Genomic DNA, 14788 nt, shown 5'->3' on the forward strand with positions numbered 1-14788 from the left:
CCCTTTAGTACCTGAGAATGTTTGTCGTTTTATCCTTTGGTTCCCCCGGCAGTAAGTCCAGAGATAAGGAAACGCTGGGATAGCAGATAAACAATTGCAATTGGCACAGCGATCAGGATTGAACCAGCTGCAAAGCGGGTGAAGTTATTATCGAACTGATTGCTGATGAAGTTGAAAAGTCCCAAAGCTAATGTGAAATTTTCAGGGTTACGTAAAATAATACGCGGCAGTAGAAAATCAACAAATGGGGCCATAAAGTTAAATAATGCAACTACACCAAGAATTGGTTTCGCAAGCGGAAGCATTATTCTGAAAAATACGCCCAAATGTCCTGCCCCGTCAATACGTGCAGCTTCATCAAGCTCCTTAGGTATTGTATCAAAATACCCTTTTACTAGCCAAGCATTAAACGGAATTTGCCCGCCAATATAGATTAAAGTAAGTCCAATTAGTGAATCCAGCAGTCCAACCATATTTAGCATGACATAAATAGCGACCATTGCCATAATTGCCGGAAACATTTGTAATAGCAGGAATGCATACAATCCATACCTGCGGCCGACAAAACGGTACCGTGAAAATGCATACGCTACAAATGATGTTAATACGACTGAGAAAAACGCGTTTGCGACTGCTACAATCACACTGTTTTTATACCACAACAGATAATCACTTGAAGGATCTGTAAACAGCCATTTGTAATGCACAAGAGACCAGTTTTCAGGAATCAACTGTGCTGAATATAGGCTTGTTCCCGGGTTTAATGACATCCCCACTGTCCATAACAGCGGATAACCAATAACAATTGCCATAAAAATTAAAAATACATAAATTAACGCAACCTCTAAATGGGATTTCGCTTTACGGCTCATTAAATATTCCCCTCCTCTTTAAAGGCACGCGTTCTTCTGAACTGGAAGACAGCAAACCCGGTTACGATTAAACCAAGAATGATGGTAATAGCAGCGGCCATACTGTATTGATTTAATTCAAAAGTAAGATCATAGACCCAGGAAATTAATATGTCTGTACCGCCTGCATTTTGTCCCCTGACAGCCGGCCCGCCTTCGTTGAATAGATAAATAATATTAAAGTTATTAAAGTTTCCAGCATACTGCATAATAAGAAGCGGTGCTGTTGCATACAGCACATGAGGAAGGGTGATGCTTCTGAACTTTTGCATGCGGCTCGCTCCATCAACATCCGCTGCCTCATACCAGTCTTTTGATATACTTTGCAAAATCCCGGTAAACAGAGCAAATACAAAGGGAAAGCCCAGCCATGTCTGTATCATAATTAAGGCAATTCTCGTGTAGAAAGGATCCTGCAGCCAGGGAATTGAAAGATTGAAAATTGCCAGTATATCCGTATTTATGGCACCAAAACGATCGTTAAACATCGCAGCAAACACTAAAATTGTAACGAACGCCGGTACTGCCCAGGGCAAAATTAATATTGTGCGAATTAAACGCTTAAATTTAATTCTTGGATCATTTACGATTAAGGCTAAGAAAAGACCCAGCGCAATTTGCAGTGTAGTTGCAACCAATGTCCAAACAATTGTCCATGTGAAAACACTGATAAAGGTGTCCTGCCAGATATTATTTCCAGCACCTCCTGTTTGAAAAAACAGACGAGCAAAGTTATCAAATCCTACCCAGTTCAATAGATTTCTGGGAGGCTGATTACTTTGACTGTAATCTGTAAACGCAAGTCCCACCGTAAACATCAAAGGAAGAATGACGATAAAGGCAAGCATAATGAGTCCTGGTGTGACGAAAAAGTATGGGAAACCGACATCCCAGACATTTTTTACAGCTTCTCTAAAGCCTGGTGTTTTTTCACCTCTTTGAAGTCGCAAGGCATCTCTTTTAGCATCTTTTACGTTGGCTACATATAGAACGATAGCAAATGCAATTAAAATAATTGATATAAAACCATAAATTAATAGAATAATAGAATGGTCTACACCCTGCAGTGTTCCAAGAGTCATGATTCCCCAGATTCCATAGTTTAAAAACTCACCCAAAGTCAAAATGAAAGAAACTTCCAAAAGGATAAAAAGCGAGCCTTTTATGTATCTGCGGTTGTATAACTGCCCTAAGCCTGCAAGCAATATGGAGAGAATAACAGCTAATTTGGGGTTGTGGTTTTTTTTCGCTGCTGGATTTACAGTTGACATATCATCGCCTCCTAGCGAGAGGTTGGAAGAAAAAAATTCTTCTTTATAAATGCAGTGGATAGAAGGATGAAACCCTTCTATCCACTGGCGTTTATGAATTCAGTTATTCTTGCGAAATGGCAATATTATCTTCTATTGTTTGAACTGCTTCATCCAGCACCTCTTTTACATCCTGCCCTTGTGCTATGAATAGAAGCGCGTTGTTGATCGGCTCCCATACCTGCTGCATTTCAGGAGTTGATGGCATTGGTGTACCGAATTGAATTTGTTCTGCAAATGGAGCGATAAGTTCGTTGCCGGTTACCGCTTCACTTTCAAGAGCTGCCTGGTTTGCAGGAAGTTCACCAGCTTCTTCATAATACAAAGTTGAATTTTCTTCATTTGTAATAAATAACGCCAGGTCTGTAGCAGCTTCTTTATACTCAGAGTACTCAGAAACCATCCAGGATTTAACACCTACAAAAGAAGTTGCATTTTCACCATTTATCTCTGGCAATACTGCAGCTCCCAGGTTGTCGCCCAGGGCTTCTTTATATGAAGGAATACTCCACGGACCTGTGATAACAGTTGCAACTTTTCCATCGGTAAAAAGGCCGTTCATAATATCCGGGTCAATTTCCACCGGAATATACCCCTCTTCAAACCAGGATTGAACCATTTTACCTCCTTCAACTGCGCCTTCATTATTCAGCCCAATATCAGCAGTGTCATACGATCCGTTTTCATTGCCAAATACATATGCCCCATATGAACCGAAGAACGGATAAGCGAAGTAGAAGTTAGCGGCTTCTGTTAAGAACCCATAAGTTCCCGCTGCTTCATCCGTTTGTTCTTCAGCAATTGCAGTCAGTTCTTCAAGTGTTGCAGGTGCTTCGTCCACAAGCTCTTTGTTGTAGAATACGCCATATGTTTCAACAACGAGCGGCGCTCCATATGTTTCGCCATCAAACGTTACCGCTTCAACAGCTGTTTCAGAATAATCGCCTTCCGCTTCACCCAGGTCAACTGGTGCAGCAAGTCCGCGGTTTATTAGATCGCCAATTCGATCATGCGGCTGGAAAAACAAATCCGGTCCGTTCCCTGCAGGTCCATCAAGATCAAGTGCTTGTACTGCATCAAGCATGTTCATTGGCGTAACGTCAATTTCGATGCCTGTTTCTTCAGTATATTTATCAAAAATTTTCTGTGTAGCCGCTTTTTGTGTTTCATCATCATTTACCCAAACTTTTAATACATCTGGTTTTTCTTCTTCAGTTGTTCCGCCGGAACCTTCCCCATCATTAGTTCCGCCTGATTCTTCACGCTCTGGTGCACAAGCAGCTAAAATTCCTACTAAAAGCAGAATCATAGCAAATATTGCAAAATACTTTTTCAACATTGACCCCTCCTAAAGGTTTTTTCCGTGGTTTGTACAAACGTTTGCACATTATTTTTTAAAAAAATGTTAAGGGCTCTTGCCATCAACATTAAACCGCTTTCATTTTTAATGAAAACGATTGCACAACCTACTTTTATTATAATCACTTTTTAGAAGATTACAACAGTTATTTTTTAATTTCTAAATATAATGAAATCGCTTTAATACCTATTTTATTAAATATTGTATGCTGCCTATCCTTCCTTATGCCTGCCTCTGTTTTCATATTGGTATTTAGATTTTTCACTCTTAGTATTGCGTTGACAGACTAAAGTCTATCGAATAATCTTATAAACAGTCAGAATAGCGATTTCATTTTGGATTTTTTGAGAAGGAGCTGGAACATATGTTTAAAGAAGCCGTATCACACAGAGCGGACCGCGTCGATGCGTATGCATTAAATGAAAAAGAACTGCATATCCGTTTAAAAACAAAAAAACAGGACGTACAAGGAGTCGACCTGCTGATTGGAGATCCATACGATTGGAGCGAGGGCTCATGGAACTTTACCTCTATTTCTATGACAAAAAGCGGAAGCGATCAATTGTTTGACTACTGGACTGCCAATGTGGAGCCGGAGTACAAACGATTGCGTTATGGATTCTCTCTATATAATAAGAAAGAAAGCGTTTTCTATGGAGAAAAAGGGTTTCATCATTCACCTCCTGAAGACATCGGAGAATATTTTTGTTTTCCCTACATAAATAAAGCAGATATTTTCCGTGCTCCAGAGTGGGTCAAAAATACGGTATGGTATCAAATTTTCCCCGAACGTTTCGCCAATGGCGACCAATCACTCGATCCTAAGGGTACGAAACCCTGGGGCAGTGAAGATCCTAAAGTAGATAGTTTTTTTGGCGGAGACCTGCAGGGGGTTTTGGACCATCTCGATTATTTACAGGACTTAGGAATTTCAGGCATTTATTTCACCCCAATTTTCAAGGCTTCCTCCAACCATAAATATGACACAATTGACTATTTTGAAATCGATGAACAATTTGGCGACAAGAAAAAGCTAAAGGAACTGATCGGAGAATGTCAAAAAAGAGGAATCCGGGTTATGCTCGATGCAGTGTTTAATCACAGCGGCTATTACTTCCCTCCCTTCCAGGATGTCTTGGAAAAAGGGGAAGCATCACGGTATAAAGATTGGTTTCATCTATGGGATTTCCCCGTGCAAATTTCGCCTGATCCAAATTATGACACTTTTGGTTTTACTCATACGATGCCGAAATTTAATACTGAAAATCCTGAAGTAAAAAATTATTTATTGGAAACCGGCCGATATTGGGCCAGGGAGTTTAATATAGACGGCTGGAGACTTGATGTTGCCAATGAAGTAGATCAGGCTTTTTGGCGGGAATTCCGATCCGAAGTAAAATCAATCAATCCAGACCTTTATATACTGGGAGAAATTTGGCATGATTCAATCCCATGGCTAAAAGGTGATCAGTTTGATGCCGTGATGAACTACCCTCTCAGCAATAATATCCACCGGTTATTTGCACGCCGGGATTTAACGGTTAAAGAATTTGTGGAAAATATGACAAGGGTACAGCATATGTATCCGGAGAACATCAATCAGGTGACGTTTAATCTGATAGGGAGCCATGATACCCCCCGGATTTTGACAGAATGTCAGGAGGATCCAGTCCGGTTAAAGCAAATTTTTTCTATTTTGTTAACCTTTTACGGAACGCCATGTATTTATTACGGAGATGAAATCGGACTTACCGGAGATCAGGATCCGGGCTGCCGCAAGTGCATGGAGTGGGATGAAACAAAACAGGACAGAATGCTTCGCGACCATGTTCAGAGGCTCATACAGCTCCGGAAAAATGAACCGCTACTGGCCAATGAGGGGAATTTAATTTTCCTTCCTTCTGATTTAAGCGAGCAAAGCATTGGTTATACACGTTCAGATGATAACAATACCATTCTGGTTTTATTAAATGTAAGTGATAAGAAGGACCATGTTAAGCTCCCAATCAATTATAAACAACAGGATGCCATTGATTTACTTTCTGGCAATACCATCGACTGGAAACATGGTAAATTTACACTGCAGCCGATGGAGACCAAGATCATTAAATTACACCACCAATAACTATTTAAAAGGGACTGACATTTAAGGTAATTAGTCAGTCCCTTAGCTATATGTTTTGCAAGGAGGAACAACATGAAAAAACCCGCAAAACTCACTCTATTCGCTTTAACATGGCCCATTTTCATTGAAATATCTCTTCACATGCTGATGGGCAACGCCGATACGTTAATGCTAAGCCAGTATTCTGATAACAGCGTTGCAGCTGTTGGTGTCTCCAATCAAATTTTATTTTTAATCATTGTCATGTTTGGATTTGTAGCAACAGGCACTTCCATCTTAGTAGCTCAATTTTTAGGAGCTGGCCTTGAAAGGAAAGCAGCTGAAATATCTGTCATTTCACTCGCAGCAAACCTTGTATTTGGCATTCTTCTCAGTGTCGCAATTTTCATTTTGGACGAACAGATTTTAGCGCTGATGGATATTCCTTCGGAACTTATTGGGGAAGCGAGCTTCTATTTGAAAATTGTAGGAGGCTTATCGTTTATACAAGCATTAATTATGACAGCAGGTACAATCCTTCGGAGCTACGGCTATTCAAAAGACGCAATGTATGTAACATTGGGAATGAATATCCTTAATGTTGCAGGGAACTATTTATTTATTTTTGGTCCGTATGGTTTTCCTGTTTTGGGTGTTGAAGGTGTCGCCTACTCCACTGTCGCCAGCAGATTTATCGGCCTCGTCGTTATCTTAATTATATTAATCAATCGTATACCCAATAAACTTCCGTTTAAAGAGCTCTTCTCCATTCCTTCCGAACATCTGAAAAATTTATTAAAAATTGGTATACCTTCAGCCGGAGAGCAATTATCTTATAACGCTTCCCAAATCGTCATTACCGCATTTATTGCCATCATAGGCACGGAGGCCATCACCACCAAAGTGTATACTCAAAATATCATGATGTTCATTTTCTTATTTTCAGTAGCCATCAGCCAGGGCACGCAGATTTTGATTAGTCGTATGGTGGGAGCAGGTCAATATGAAGCAGCTTATAAGCGTTGCATCAGAAGTTTAAAGCTGGCGGTTTTCACTTCCTTTTTTATTGCAGTCATCTTCTACCTGTTATCTGACCAATTGTTTGGCATTTTCACCGAAAATGCTGATATTATGGCTGTTGGCTCAGTCCTGATTTTGCTAACCATACTTTTAGAACCGGGAAGAAGCTTTAACTTAGTCGTTATCAGCGCTCTTCGTTCTGCAGGGGATGTACGGTTTCCTGTTTATGTAGGAATTGTTTCCATGTGGGGCGTTGCCGCCTTCCTCTCCTACCTGCTCGGAATTGTTTTTGGTCTTGGCCTTATTGGCGTATGGATCGCTTTTATATTGGATGAATGGCTCAGAGGTATTTTAATGCTTAAAAGATGGCGTTCAAAAGTATGGGTTCGTTCACATTTTATTCAAAATGAAAAACCCACTGAATCATAAACAAAAAAGGATTTGTCTTCGGACAAATCCTTTTTATGTGAGGTTTTCTAACATTTATTTTATTTTTTTACGAAAAAGGGTTGCATTTTATTAATTTTCTGAATATTATTAGTAACATAAGTTGATGTCATAAAACCTAACATGAGGAGTTGTTAGAATGAAAAAGATTGAAGCAATCGTACGTCCTGAAGTTTTTCAAGAGCTTCGCCAATCATTAGTTCATATCGGAATCAGCGGTCTGACAGTCTTTGAAGCTGCAGGATGCGGCAACCAAAAAGGGAAAAGGGGAAATTTCAGAGGCACCAGCTATGAATTACCCTTGGTTTCCCGCATTAAAGTAGAAATGATTACTGAGGAAAACAAGGTGGATGAAATTGTTGAAGCCATCCTTGAAGCTTGTGCCACAGGTCAAGTCGGAGACGGAAAAATATTTATCTCACAGATTGAAGAAGTTATCCGAATTCGCAGCGGTGAACGGGGAAAAGAAGCCGTTTTATAGACAACATTACGGAGGTGCAACAATGAAGAAAAAAATTGGGTCTATTATACTTGCAAGCAGTTTATTATCAACCAGTGCATTAGCAGCCCCTGTTACGGCAGAAAGTGTTCAGTTGTCTGTTGATACAATGTGGGTCATGATTGCAACGATTCTTGTATTTTTTATGCACGCTGGATTCACAATGGTAGAGGCGGGCTTTACCCGGGCAAAGAACTCATTAAATATTATTATGAAAAATGTACTTACAATCTCACTCGGCTCCATTTTATATTTCCTTATTGGCTACGGTCTTATGTTCGGTAATTCAAATGGCTTTTTCGGCACGAGCGGCTTTGCTTTATCAGGAGTCGAGGATATTGGATTCTTTGTATTTCAGGCAGTATTTGCTGCAACCTGTGCCACCATCATTTCAGGGGCGGTTGCTGAACGCATGAAGCTTAGCAGCTACCTGCTTCTTACAATGGTCATGACTGGCGCTATCTACCCGATTGTGGGTCATTGGATTTGGGGCGGCGGATGGATTTCCGAACTAGGCTTTGTCGACTTTGCTGGATCAACCGTTGTTCATTTAACCGGTGCAGTTGGCGCATTTGTTACCGTGCTGTTCTTAGGATCCCGAATTGGAAAATATGACGGCAAAGGTGTTAATGCCATACCGGGACATAATATCCCCATCGGTTCACTTGGAGTCTTTATCCTTTGGTTCGGCTGGTTTGGATTTAATGGAGGAAGCTCCCTGGCAGCTGATCCAACATTAGTTCCGATTGTGATTTCCACTACGCTTTTATCGGCTTCCGGCGGTGTTATTTCATCCGCTCTTTATTCAAGAATTCGATTTAAGAAAATTGATCCTTCCATCACATTGAATGGCGCACTTGGCGGACTCGTAGGGATTACTGCAGGTACTGCCAACGTTTCATTCATCGGAGCAATTGTAATTGGTCTTATTGCAGGGGTCATCCTGGTTGAAGGCATCCGCGTTATTGACGCAGTCTTACGCGTAGATGATCCGGTTGGTGCAATTGCCGTTCACGGCATTTGCGGTATCTGGGGCACGCTTGCTGTAGGCTTATTTGACACAGCAAATGGAGCAGTTTATGGCGGCGGACTTGGACTATTAGGGGTGCAGGCAATTGGAATTGGTGCTGTTATTATCTGGACGGCTGTCACAGCAGGAGCAAGTGTATTTATTTTAAAAGCTGCAGGCGGCATCCGGGTGTCAAGAGAAGAAGAACTGGTTGGACTTGACTACGCTGAACATGGATCTAACGCATATGAATTTAAAGAGTCATTAGCATCATCAAGTTCATCTCAAACCAAAAACGCACCTGGCGACCTTGTTGAAAGGCTAAACCAGTTAGGCAGCACGATAGAAAAACCAAAGCAAAGGAAAACCGTTTAACCATGCGGGCTTAGATGCTCGATGTATACTATTTTAAAACAAAAAGGCAAATGACTCTGAACAAAATCAGAGTCATTTGCCTTTTTTGGTTTGTCATTGTAATTGAATTTTTTAATTAAAATGAGAGGATAGAATCTTTTCTTTTTTCTTAGAAGAAACGTAGTTTTTAGCAGTGAATACATTGTAATTATTTTTCCTGATTTCATCTAATATGGCACGGTACAAAACTGCCGCCCCTTTAACCGGAGGCCGACTGTACAGAGGATAGAGATTGATCGTTGCCAAGGCACGTTCATAGTACATTTCGGCTAAAACCGCCATCTCCTCCCAAATTAACTGGAATGCCGGTCCGTTATCGTGGTTTGCAAGCATTTCATATGTATATCCATGCTTGTCCATCAGCTCTTTCGGAATATATACCCTGCCTCTTTCAAAGTCCTCACCTATATCCCGGAGGATATTCGTTAATTGCATGGCATATCCTAATTGAACTGCCCCATCCATTAACTGTGTTTGATTTTTAGGAGCAAGCACAGGAAGCAGCATAAGCCCAACGGTACTGGCAACGTGATAGGAATAATCAAGGACATCTTCAAGGGATTCGTACCGTCTATCCTCAATATCCATCCTCTGCCCCTTTATCATGTCAATGAATGCCTGTGTATTCATTTCATAGCTGCAAAAAACATCGTGCAATGCTACCCACTGTGGGCTGTTGCTATCTATATCTCCAGACAGAAAAAGCTTGAACTCCTCTTCAAATTCCAGAAGGTCTTCTTCGGGATGATCGCTTTCATCCACGATATCATCTACCGTCCGGCAAAATGCATAAATCGCCCATACAGCGTTTCGCTGATTTTTAGGCAGCAACGAAAAAGCACGATGAAACGTTTTGGAATGAAGCTTTATAATCGACTCACACTCTTCAAAAGCTTTTAATCGATTCATTTCTAATCACATCCCTTGTAAGATACTTCCCTTCTATTCCATCTGCCAGCAACTTCGCCCCCTGCATTACAATGGGGATCCCTCCCCCAGGGTGTATGGATGCTCCTACTGCATACAAATTGTCGATTTCCGTATGCGGCTGATACTGAGGGCGAAATGGCCCCGACTGAAACAGTGATGGCGAAATGCCAAAGCTTCCGCCTGAAAACAGCCCTTCAATCATCGCTTCTTTTGGTGTTCTGATTTGCATCCATTCTGTACGTGTTTTTAAATTAGTGAATCCCCTTTGCTCCATGGAACTTAAGACTTTTTCAGCAAGGTATTCTTTTTCTTTATCCCAGTCAATGTGGTCTCCTGAAGGGACAGGAATGAGAACATATAATACTCCCTTTCCCTCCGGAGCCAGACTGTCATCAATCTTTGATGGGTGAAATACATAATAAGACGGATCAGTTGGTATGGTTTTATCCTTAAACAGCTGTTTCATATTAAGATGGAAATCATCACCCATAAAAAATTGGTGGACTTTTTTATCTTCATAGATTCCATCTATACCCATGTAGAGCAGCAGGCAACCCGATGAGGGCTGATATGTGCGTGCAGGCTTTTTAATTAATGACTCCGCTAAAGGAAAATCACCGTTAAGCACTACTGCATCTACCTCAATATTCTCTTCACCCGCTGTGACCGAAGCAATCCTGTTATCAGTCATGCCGATAGCCTGAACCGGTGTATTTTTAAATACGTTGACTCCTTTTTCTTTCAGTGCTTTTTCAAACACTTTTACTAAACTTGCATAACCACCCTTAACATAGTAGATCCCATGCTGATGCTCACTGAATGATACCAGACTGTAGATAGCAGGCGTGGTAAAAGGATTTCCACCTATATAAAGAGTCTGCAGGGCATATGCAGTTTTCATGTTTTCGTTTTCAAAATAGAAGTCCAATTGTTTTTTCACTGATCGGAATGCTTTCAGCTTTCGAAGTGCATTTAATGTATTCGGATGAATGGCTTCCCATCTATTTAAGAATGGCTGTTCTAAAAATCGGGGTTTCCCTTCATTAAAACGTATATTCATATCATCCATGAACCGGATGAAGTTTTGATGATCCTCCGGAAAAACCCGATCAATTTCCATCAATTGCTCTTTTATATTAGCAAATTTTGTATAGGTTTGACCATTTGAAAAATGGATATCATACAGCGGATCGCAGCGGATAAGCTCGTATTCTTCTGGACCGATTCCCGCTTCTTCCATTAATTGCTGCAGCATTTCAGGCAGCAATACAATGGTCGGCCCCTTATCCACTTTATACCCTTGATGTTCGGTAAAGGCCAGCCTTCCACCCAGTTCTGATTCTTTTTCAAATAATGTAACATCGAAACCTTTATTGGAGAGCAGCAGGGCAGACATCATGCCCCCCACTCCTCCACCGGCTACAACAATTTTTTTCATAGCGCATTTGCCGACGATGCTGGTGTTTTATTGGATGCGAGAGGAGTCTCGTCCATCAGCATAGTAGTTGTAATTCTTGCTGATTCTAGTATGGTTGGCAATCCGCTTCCAGGATGCGTACCGCCTCCAACCAGCCATGTATTCTCCAGCTCTTCAAACTTATTATGAGGTCGCAGAGCCATCATTTGAGTTAAGTGATGTCCTAAACTAAATGTCGCTCCTTCAAATATATTAAAATCATTCTCCCAATTTATTGGACTAATGATTCTTTCCGCCTCAATATGTTTACGAATATCTTTAAAACCTGTTTTTTCTTCAACTGAGTCTAATACTAGATTACGAAATGTTTGTTCATGCTTTTCCCAATCAATCTTACTTATATTATTAGGAACAGGCGCTAAAATATATAAAGCTGATTTACCAGCCGGTGCAAGTGTAGGGTCCGTGACAGATGCATTTTGAATATAAATGGAGGGATCATCTGAAAGTATTTTCGATTTTGTAATCTCTTCAACATTCTTTTTATAATCATCAGCAAACGAAATCGTATGATGAGGAAGATCAAATGTTTTATTTACACCCAGATATATCATAAATGTTGAACAGGAGTATTTCTTTTTTGCCAGTTTTTTAGGACTGTATTTTGTTAAAACACCTTCATCTACAAGGTTCGTCATCACATGTGAGAAATCTCCGTTAATGACCACCTCATCACAATGAATTTCCTTTCCATCCTCTAACAAAATACCTTTTACTTTTTTATTTTTTTCAATCAGAAGCTTCTTCACACCGTTGCCTAAATGAATACTGCCCCCAAGTTCCTCCACTGCCTGTGCCATCGCTTTGGACAATTGGTTAACACCGCCGATTGGGTGAAAAATCCCATATTCGTGCTCCATAAATGAAAGAATTGAAAAAGCTCCTGGACATTCCCAAGGCGACATTCCCAGATATTTTGCCTGAAAGGTAAATCCAAGTTTAAGCTCTTCATGATTGAAGTATTGGCTTAATACATCATATAAGCTCTTGCCCAGTGAAAGCTGGGGCAGGGCCTTGAGAATTTTAAAGCTGAGGTATTCATAGTAATGATCCATTTTATTTTGCAAAATAGGACGTAAATGATCCATTTTAACTCTGGTGTCTTTCATAAAGGCATCGTAGCCTTTACTATCCCCTGGAAAATGCCGCTCAATTTCCTCCTTCATTCTTGAAGGATCGCGATACATTTTTACATTTTTAGATGGGAATACAAGTTCATACATCATAGGCAGTTCTTTTAAATCAAGATAATCATGCAAATTCCGTCCTGCTTCCAGGAAGATTTCTTCTGCAATCTCCGGCATACTCATGAATGTAGGCCCCACATCGAAAGTGTAGCCATCTAATTGAAATGAACTGTTTCTCCCGCCAACAAAAGGCTGTTTTTCATACACATCAACTTTATATCCTTTGCTGGCAAGCAGCATCGCAGCCGCAAGGCCACCAGGACCTGCACCAATAATTGCAATTTTTCCAGGCATTTTTACGCCTCCATTCCACACATTCATGAATGAACAAGTCTGTACATACATTATACAGAACCTATACAAGTAGGTATTTAGTTTAATTATACACATGTGTCGGTATGAATACAATTTCCAATGCTGCACTTGGAACATCACGTTTTATTTTATGGTTTTGATAGTTAATTCCGCTTGAAGGCGTTTAGCGCACACGGGAGGGCTCAGTCAGTGCCGTGCATGTTGAAAGCGCCCGCCTGGAGCGCAGTGAACCGGTTAAAAGAGATTGAGACACATTCCCATTTTAAATAAATATAAAAAAAGCCGCTAAAAAGCGGCTTTCCTTAACCTAAGAAATTGAATCCAACAGGGAGACTGAAACCAAGATAAAGTGTTCCAGCTAATGCCAGCAGGAGCAGAATCCACATGACCTGAGTTTTCTTCCCTTTTTTTGTACGTACCAAAACCATTTCCATAAACCCAATGACCAGCACACCAAGTATAAACTTCACGCCATACAGAGCTGCATCAATTGAGGAATGAATGAAAAATAAAGCAGCACCAGTAACAATAATTAACACATAGAATAAACGCAATGCCATGTGTGAAATCTTGCTCCCTTGTGCTTTCCCGCTTTTATGTAATCCATAAGCCACAAAGAAAAGAATTAATCCTATTACCCACGTAGTAATATGAAGATGCGTTGTTTCAAACATAATATACCTCCCACTATTAAATAAATGCATTACTAGTCTATCGTACCATATCCCCCCATTTAATATTGTATAAACCTTGTCATCTTATTGACATTCCATCGGCATTTTAATTACTAGACTTTTTTAAACATGACTGTTGATTATCGCTTTAGCAATAAAAAGAAAACGGCTGCAGAGGCAGCCGCTTTCTTTTATTCACCTATTTCATTCGTCAGTGTGCCGATACCCTGAATAGAGATTTTAACTTGATCTCCCTTTTTCAAGTATTTTGGAGGATTAAATCCTTTTCCCACACCAGCAGGAGTTCCAGTTGCAATAACGTCACCTGGTTCCAGCGTCATTCCTTTTGACAGGGTCGCGATAATCTCCTCTATAGGGAAAATCATATCTTTCGTATTGCCATCCTGGCGAATTTCATCATTTACTTTCGTTACGATACTAAGTTGTCCCGGATAAGGGATTTCATCCTTTGAGACAAGGTACGGTCCCATAGGGCATGTATTGTCCAGACTTTTTCCCAAAAAGAACTGCTTGTGCCTGGATTGCATGTCTCTTGCAGTGACATCATTTAGAATTGTATAACCAAATATATAGTCGTAAGCCTGCTGTTTAGGAATGTTTTTTCCTTTTTTACCGATTACAACAGCCAGTTCCCCCTCGTAATCTAGCTCACTTGTTAACTCTTCATAAGATGGGATTAATGAATTATCGCCCATGATGGAAGTAGCGGACTTTGTAAAGACAACCACATCTGATGGTAAATCCTCCTCAGACCCCACTTCAATAACATGATCGCGATAATTTTTCCCGATGCAAATGACATTTTTCGGTGTTCTTGGAACAGGCGCTTCCCATACCAAATCGCTGAATTTGACTTTATATCTCGCCGCATGATCACTTTCTTCAGCTGCACGAATGCATTTTCTTACTGTTTCCTGCAGCTCCATTCCGTTTTGAATACCTTCTAAAAGAGTAGCAGGCACTTGTTCATTAGGAATTAATTCCTTGTGAATTCTCACGATATTCCATGCTGCTTCTTCTCTTTTAACCTTCACTCCATAAAGTAGTTTGTCTTCAAAACGAAAAGATAGAAATTTCATTAGGGGAACACTCCTTAAAGTCTGAATTATT

General features: G+C 40.5%; 12 protein-coding genes. 4 read left to right on the forward strand and 8 right to left on the reverse strand.

Features of this window, described 5'->3' with window-relative positions:
* Window positions 1–29: 29 nt before the first annotated feature.
* From E2R51_RS06420 to E2R51_RS06430, 3 genes are all read right to left on the reverse strand, one after another.
* Window positions 30–872 (reverse strand): sugar ABC transporter permease, encoded by an 843-nt coding sequence (locus E2R51_RS06420; RefSeq protein WP_133376168.1) that lies wholly within the window; start codon window positions 870–872, stop codon window positions 30–32.
* The gene (locus E2R51_RS06425) at window positions 872–2182 is read right to left on the reverse strand and encodes a carbohydrate ABC transporter permease (protein ID WP_133376169.1); all 1311 of its coding nucleotides are present in this window, start codon (window positions 2180–2182) and stop codon (window positions 872–874) included. Before E2R51_RS06425 ends, E2R51_RS06420 begins: the two co-directional genes overlap by 1 nt.
* 103 nt (window positions 2183–2285) lie before the next feature.
* Window positions 2286–3557, reverse strand: a complete 1272-nt coding sequence (locus E2R51_RS06430) for a sugar ABC transporter substrate-binding protein (RefSeq protein ID WP_133376362.1) — start codon at window positions 3555–3557, stop codon at window positions 2286–2288.
* 388 nt (window positions 3558–3945) lie between these two features.
* Between E2R51_RS06430 and E2R51_RS06435 the strand changes: the two genes are divergently transcribed.
* The 4 genes from E2R51_RS06435 (at window position 3946) to E2R51_RS06450 (ending at window position 9035) form a co-directional block, all read left to right on the forward strand.
* The gene (locus E2R51_RS06435) at window positions 3946–5706 is read left to right on the forward strand and encodes a glycoside hydrolase family 13 protein (protein ID WP_133376170.1); all 1761 of its coding nucleotides are present in this window, start codon (window positions 3946–3948) and stop codon (window positions 5704–5706) included.
* A 72-nt stretch (window positions 5707–5778) separates the two neighbouring features.
* Window positions 5779–7134: an MATE family efflux transporter gene (locus E2R51_RS06440; protein ID WP_133376171.1), complete on the forward strand. Its 1356-nt coding sequence runs from the start codon at window positions 5779–5781 to the stop codon at window positions 7132–7134.
* A gap of 157 nt (window positions 7135–7291) precedes the next feature.
* Window positions 7292–7633 carry a P-II family nitrogen regulator gene (locus E2R51_RS06445; RefSeq protein ID WP_133376172.1) on the forward strand — a complete coding sequence of 114 codons (342 nt, stop codon included), beginning with the start codon at window positions 7292–7294 and terminating at the stop codon, window positions 7631–7633.
* A 22-nt stretch (window positions 7634–7655) separates the two neighbouring features.
* Window positions 7656–9035: an ammonium transporter gene (locus E2R51_RS06450; protein WP_133376173.1), complete on the forward strand. Its 1380-nt coding sequence runs from the start codon at window positions 7656–7658 to the stop codon at window positions 9033–9035.
* Window positions 9036–9146: 111 nt separating this feature from the next.
* Here E2R51_RS06450 and E2R51_RS06455 read toward each other — a convergent pair whose 3' ends face one another.
* From E2R51_RS06455 to E2R51_RS06475, 5 genes are all read right to left on the reverse strand, one after another.
* A complete protein-coding gene (locus E2R51_RS06455; protein WP_133376174.1) occupies window positions 9147–9983 on the reverse strand; it encodes a phytoene/squalene synthase family protein in 837 nt (278 codons plus the stop codon).
* Window positions 9961–11442 carry a phytoene desaturase family protein gene (locus E2R51_RS06460; RefSeq protein ID WP_133376175.1) on the reverse strand — a complete coding sequence of 494 codons (1482 nt, stop codon included), beginning with the start codon at window positions 11440–11442 and terminating at the stop codon, window positions 9961–9963. The genes E2R51_RS06455 and E2R51_RS06460 overlap by 23 nt, the downstream gene beginning before the upstream one ends.
* Window positions 11439–12962 (reverse strand): phytoene desaturase family protein, encoded by a 1524-nt coding sequence (locus tag E2R51_RS06465; RefSeq protein ID WP_133376176.1) that lies wholly within the window; start codon window positions 12960–12962, stop codon window positions 11439–11441. Before E2R51_RS06465 ends, E2R51_RS06460 begins: the two co-directional genes overlap by 4 nt.
* A 323-nt stretch (window positions 12963–13285) precedes the next feature.
* A complete protein-coding gene (locus E2R51_RS06470) occupies window positions 13286–13657 on the reverse strand; it encodes a YisL family protein (protein WP_133376177.1) in 372 nt (123 codons plus the stop codon).
* Window positions 13658–13848: 191 nt separating this feature from the next.
* Window positions 13849–14757, reverse strand: a complete 909-nt coding sequence (locus E2R51_RS06475; RefSeq protein WP_133376178.1) for a fumarylacetoacetate hydrolase family protein — start codon at window positions 14755–14757, stop codon at window positions 13849–13851.
* Window positions 14758–14788 lie beyond the last annotated feature (31 nt).

Origin of the sequence: Jeotgalibacillus sp. S-D1, assembly GCF_004358665.1 — a bacterium.
GTDB lineage: Bacteria > Bacillota > Bacilli > Bacillales > Jeotgalibacillaceae > Jeotgalibacillus.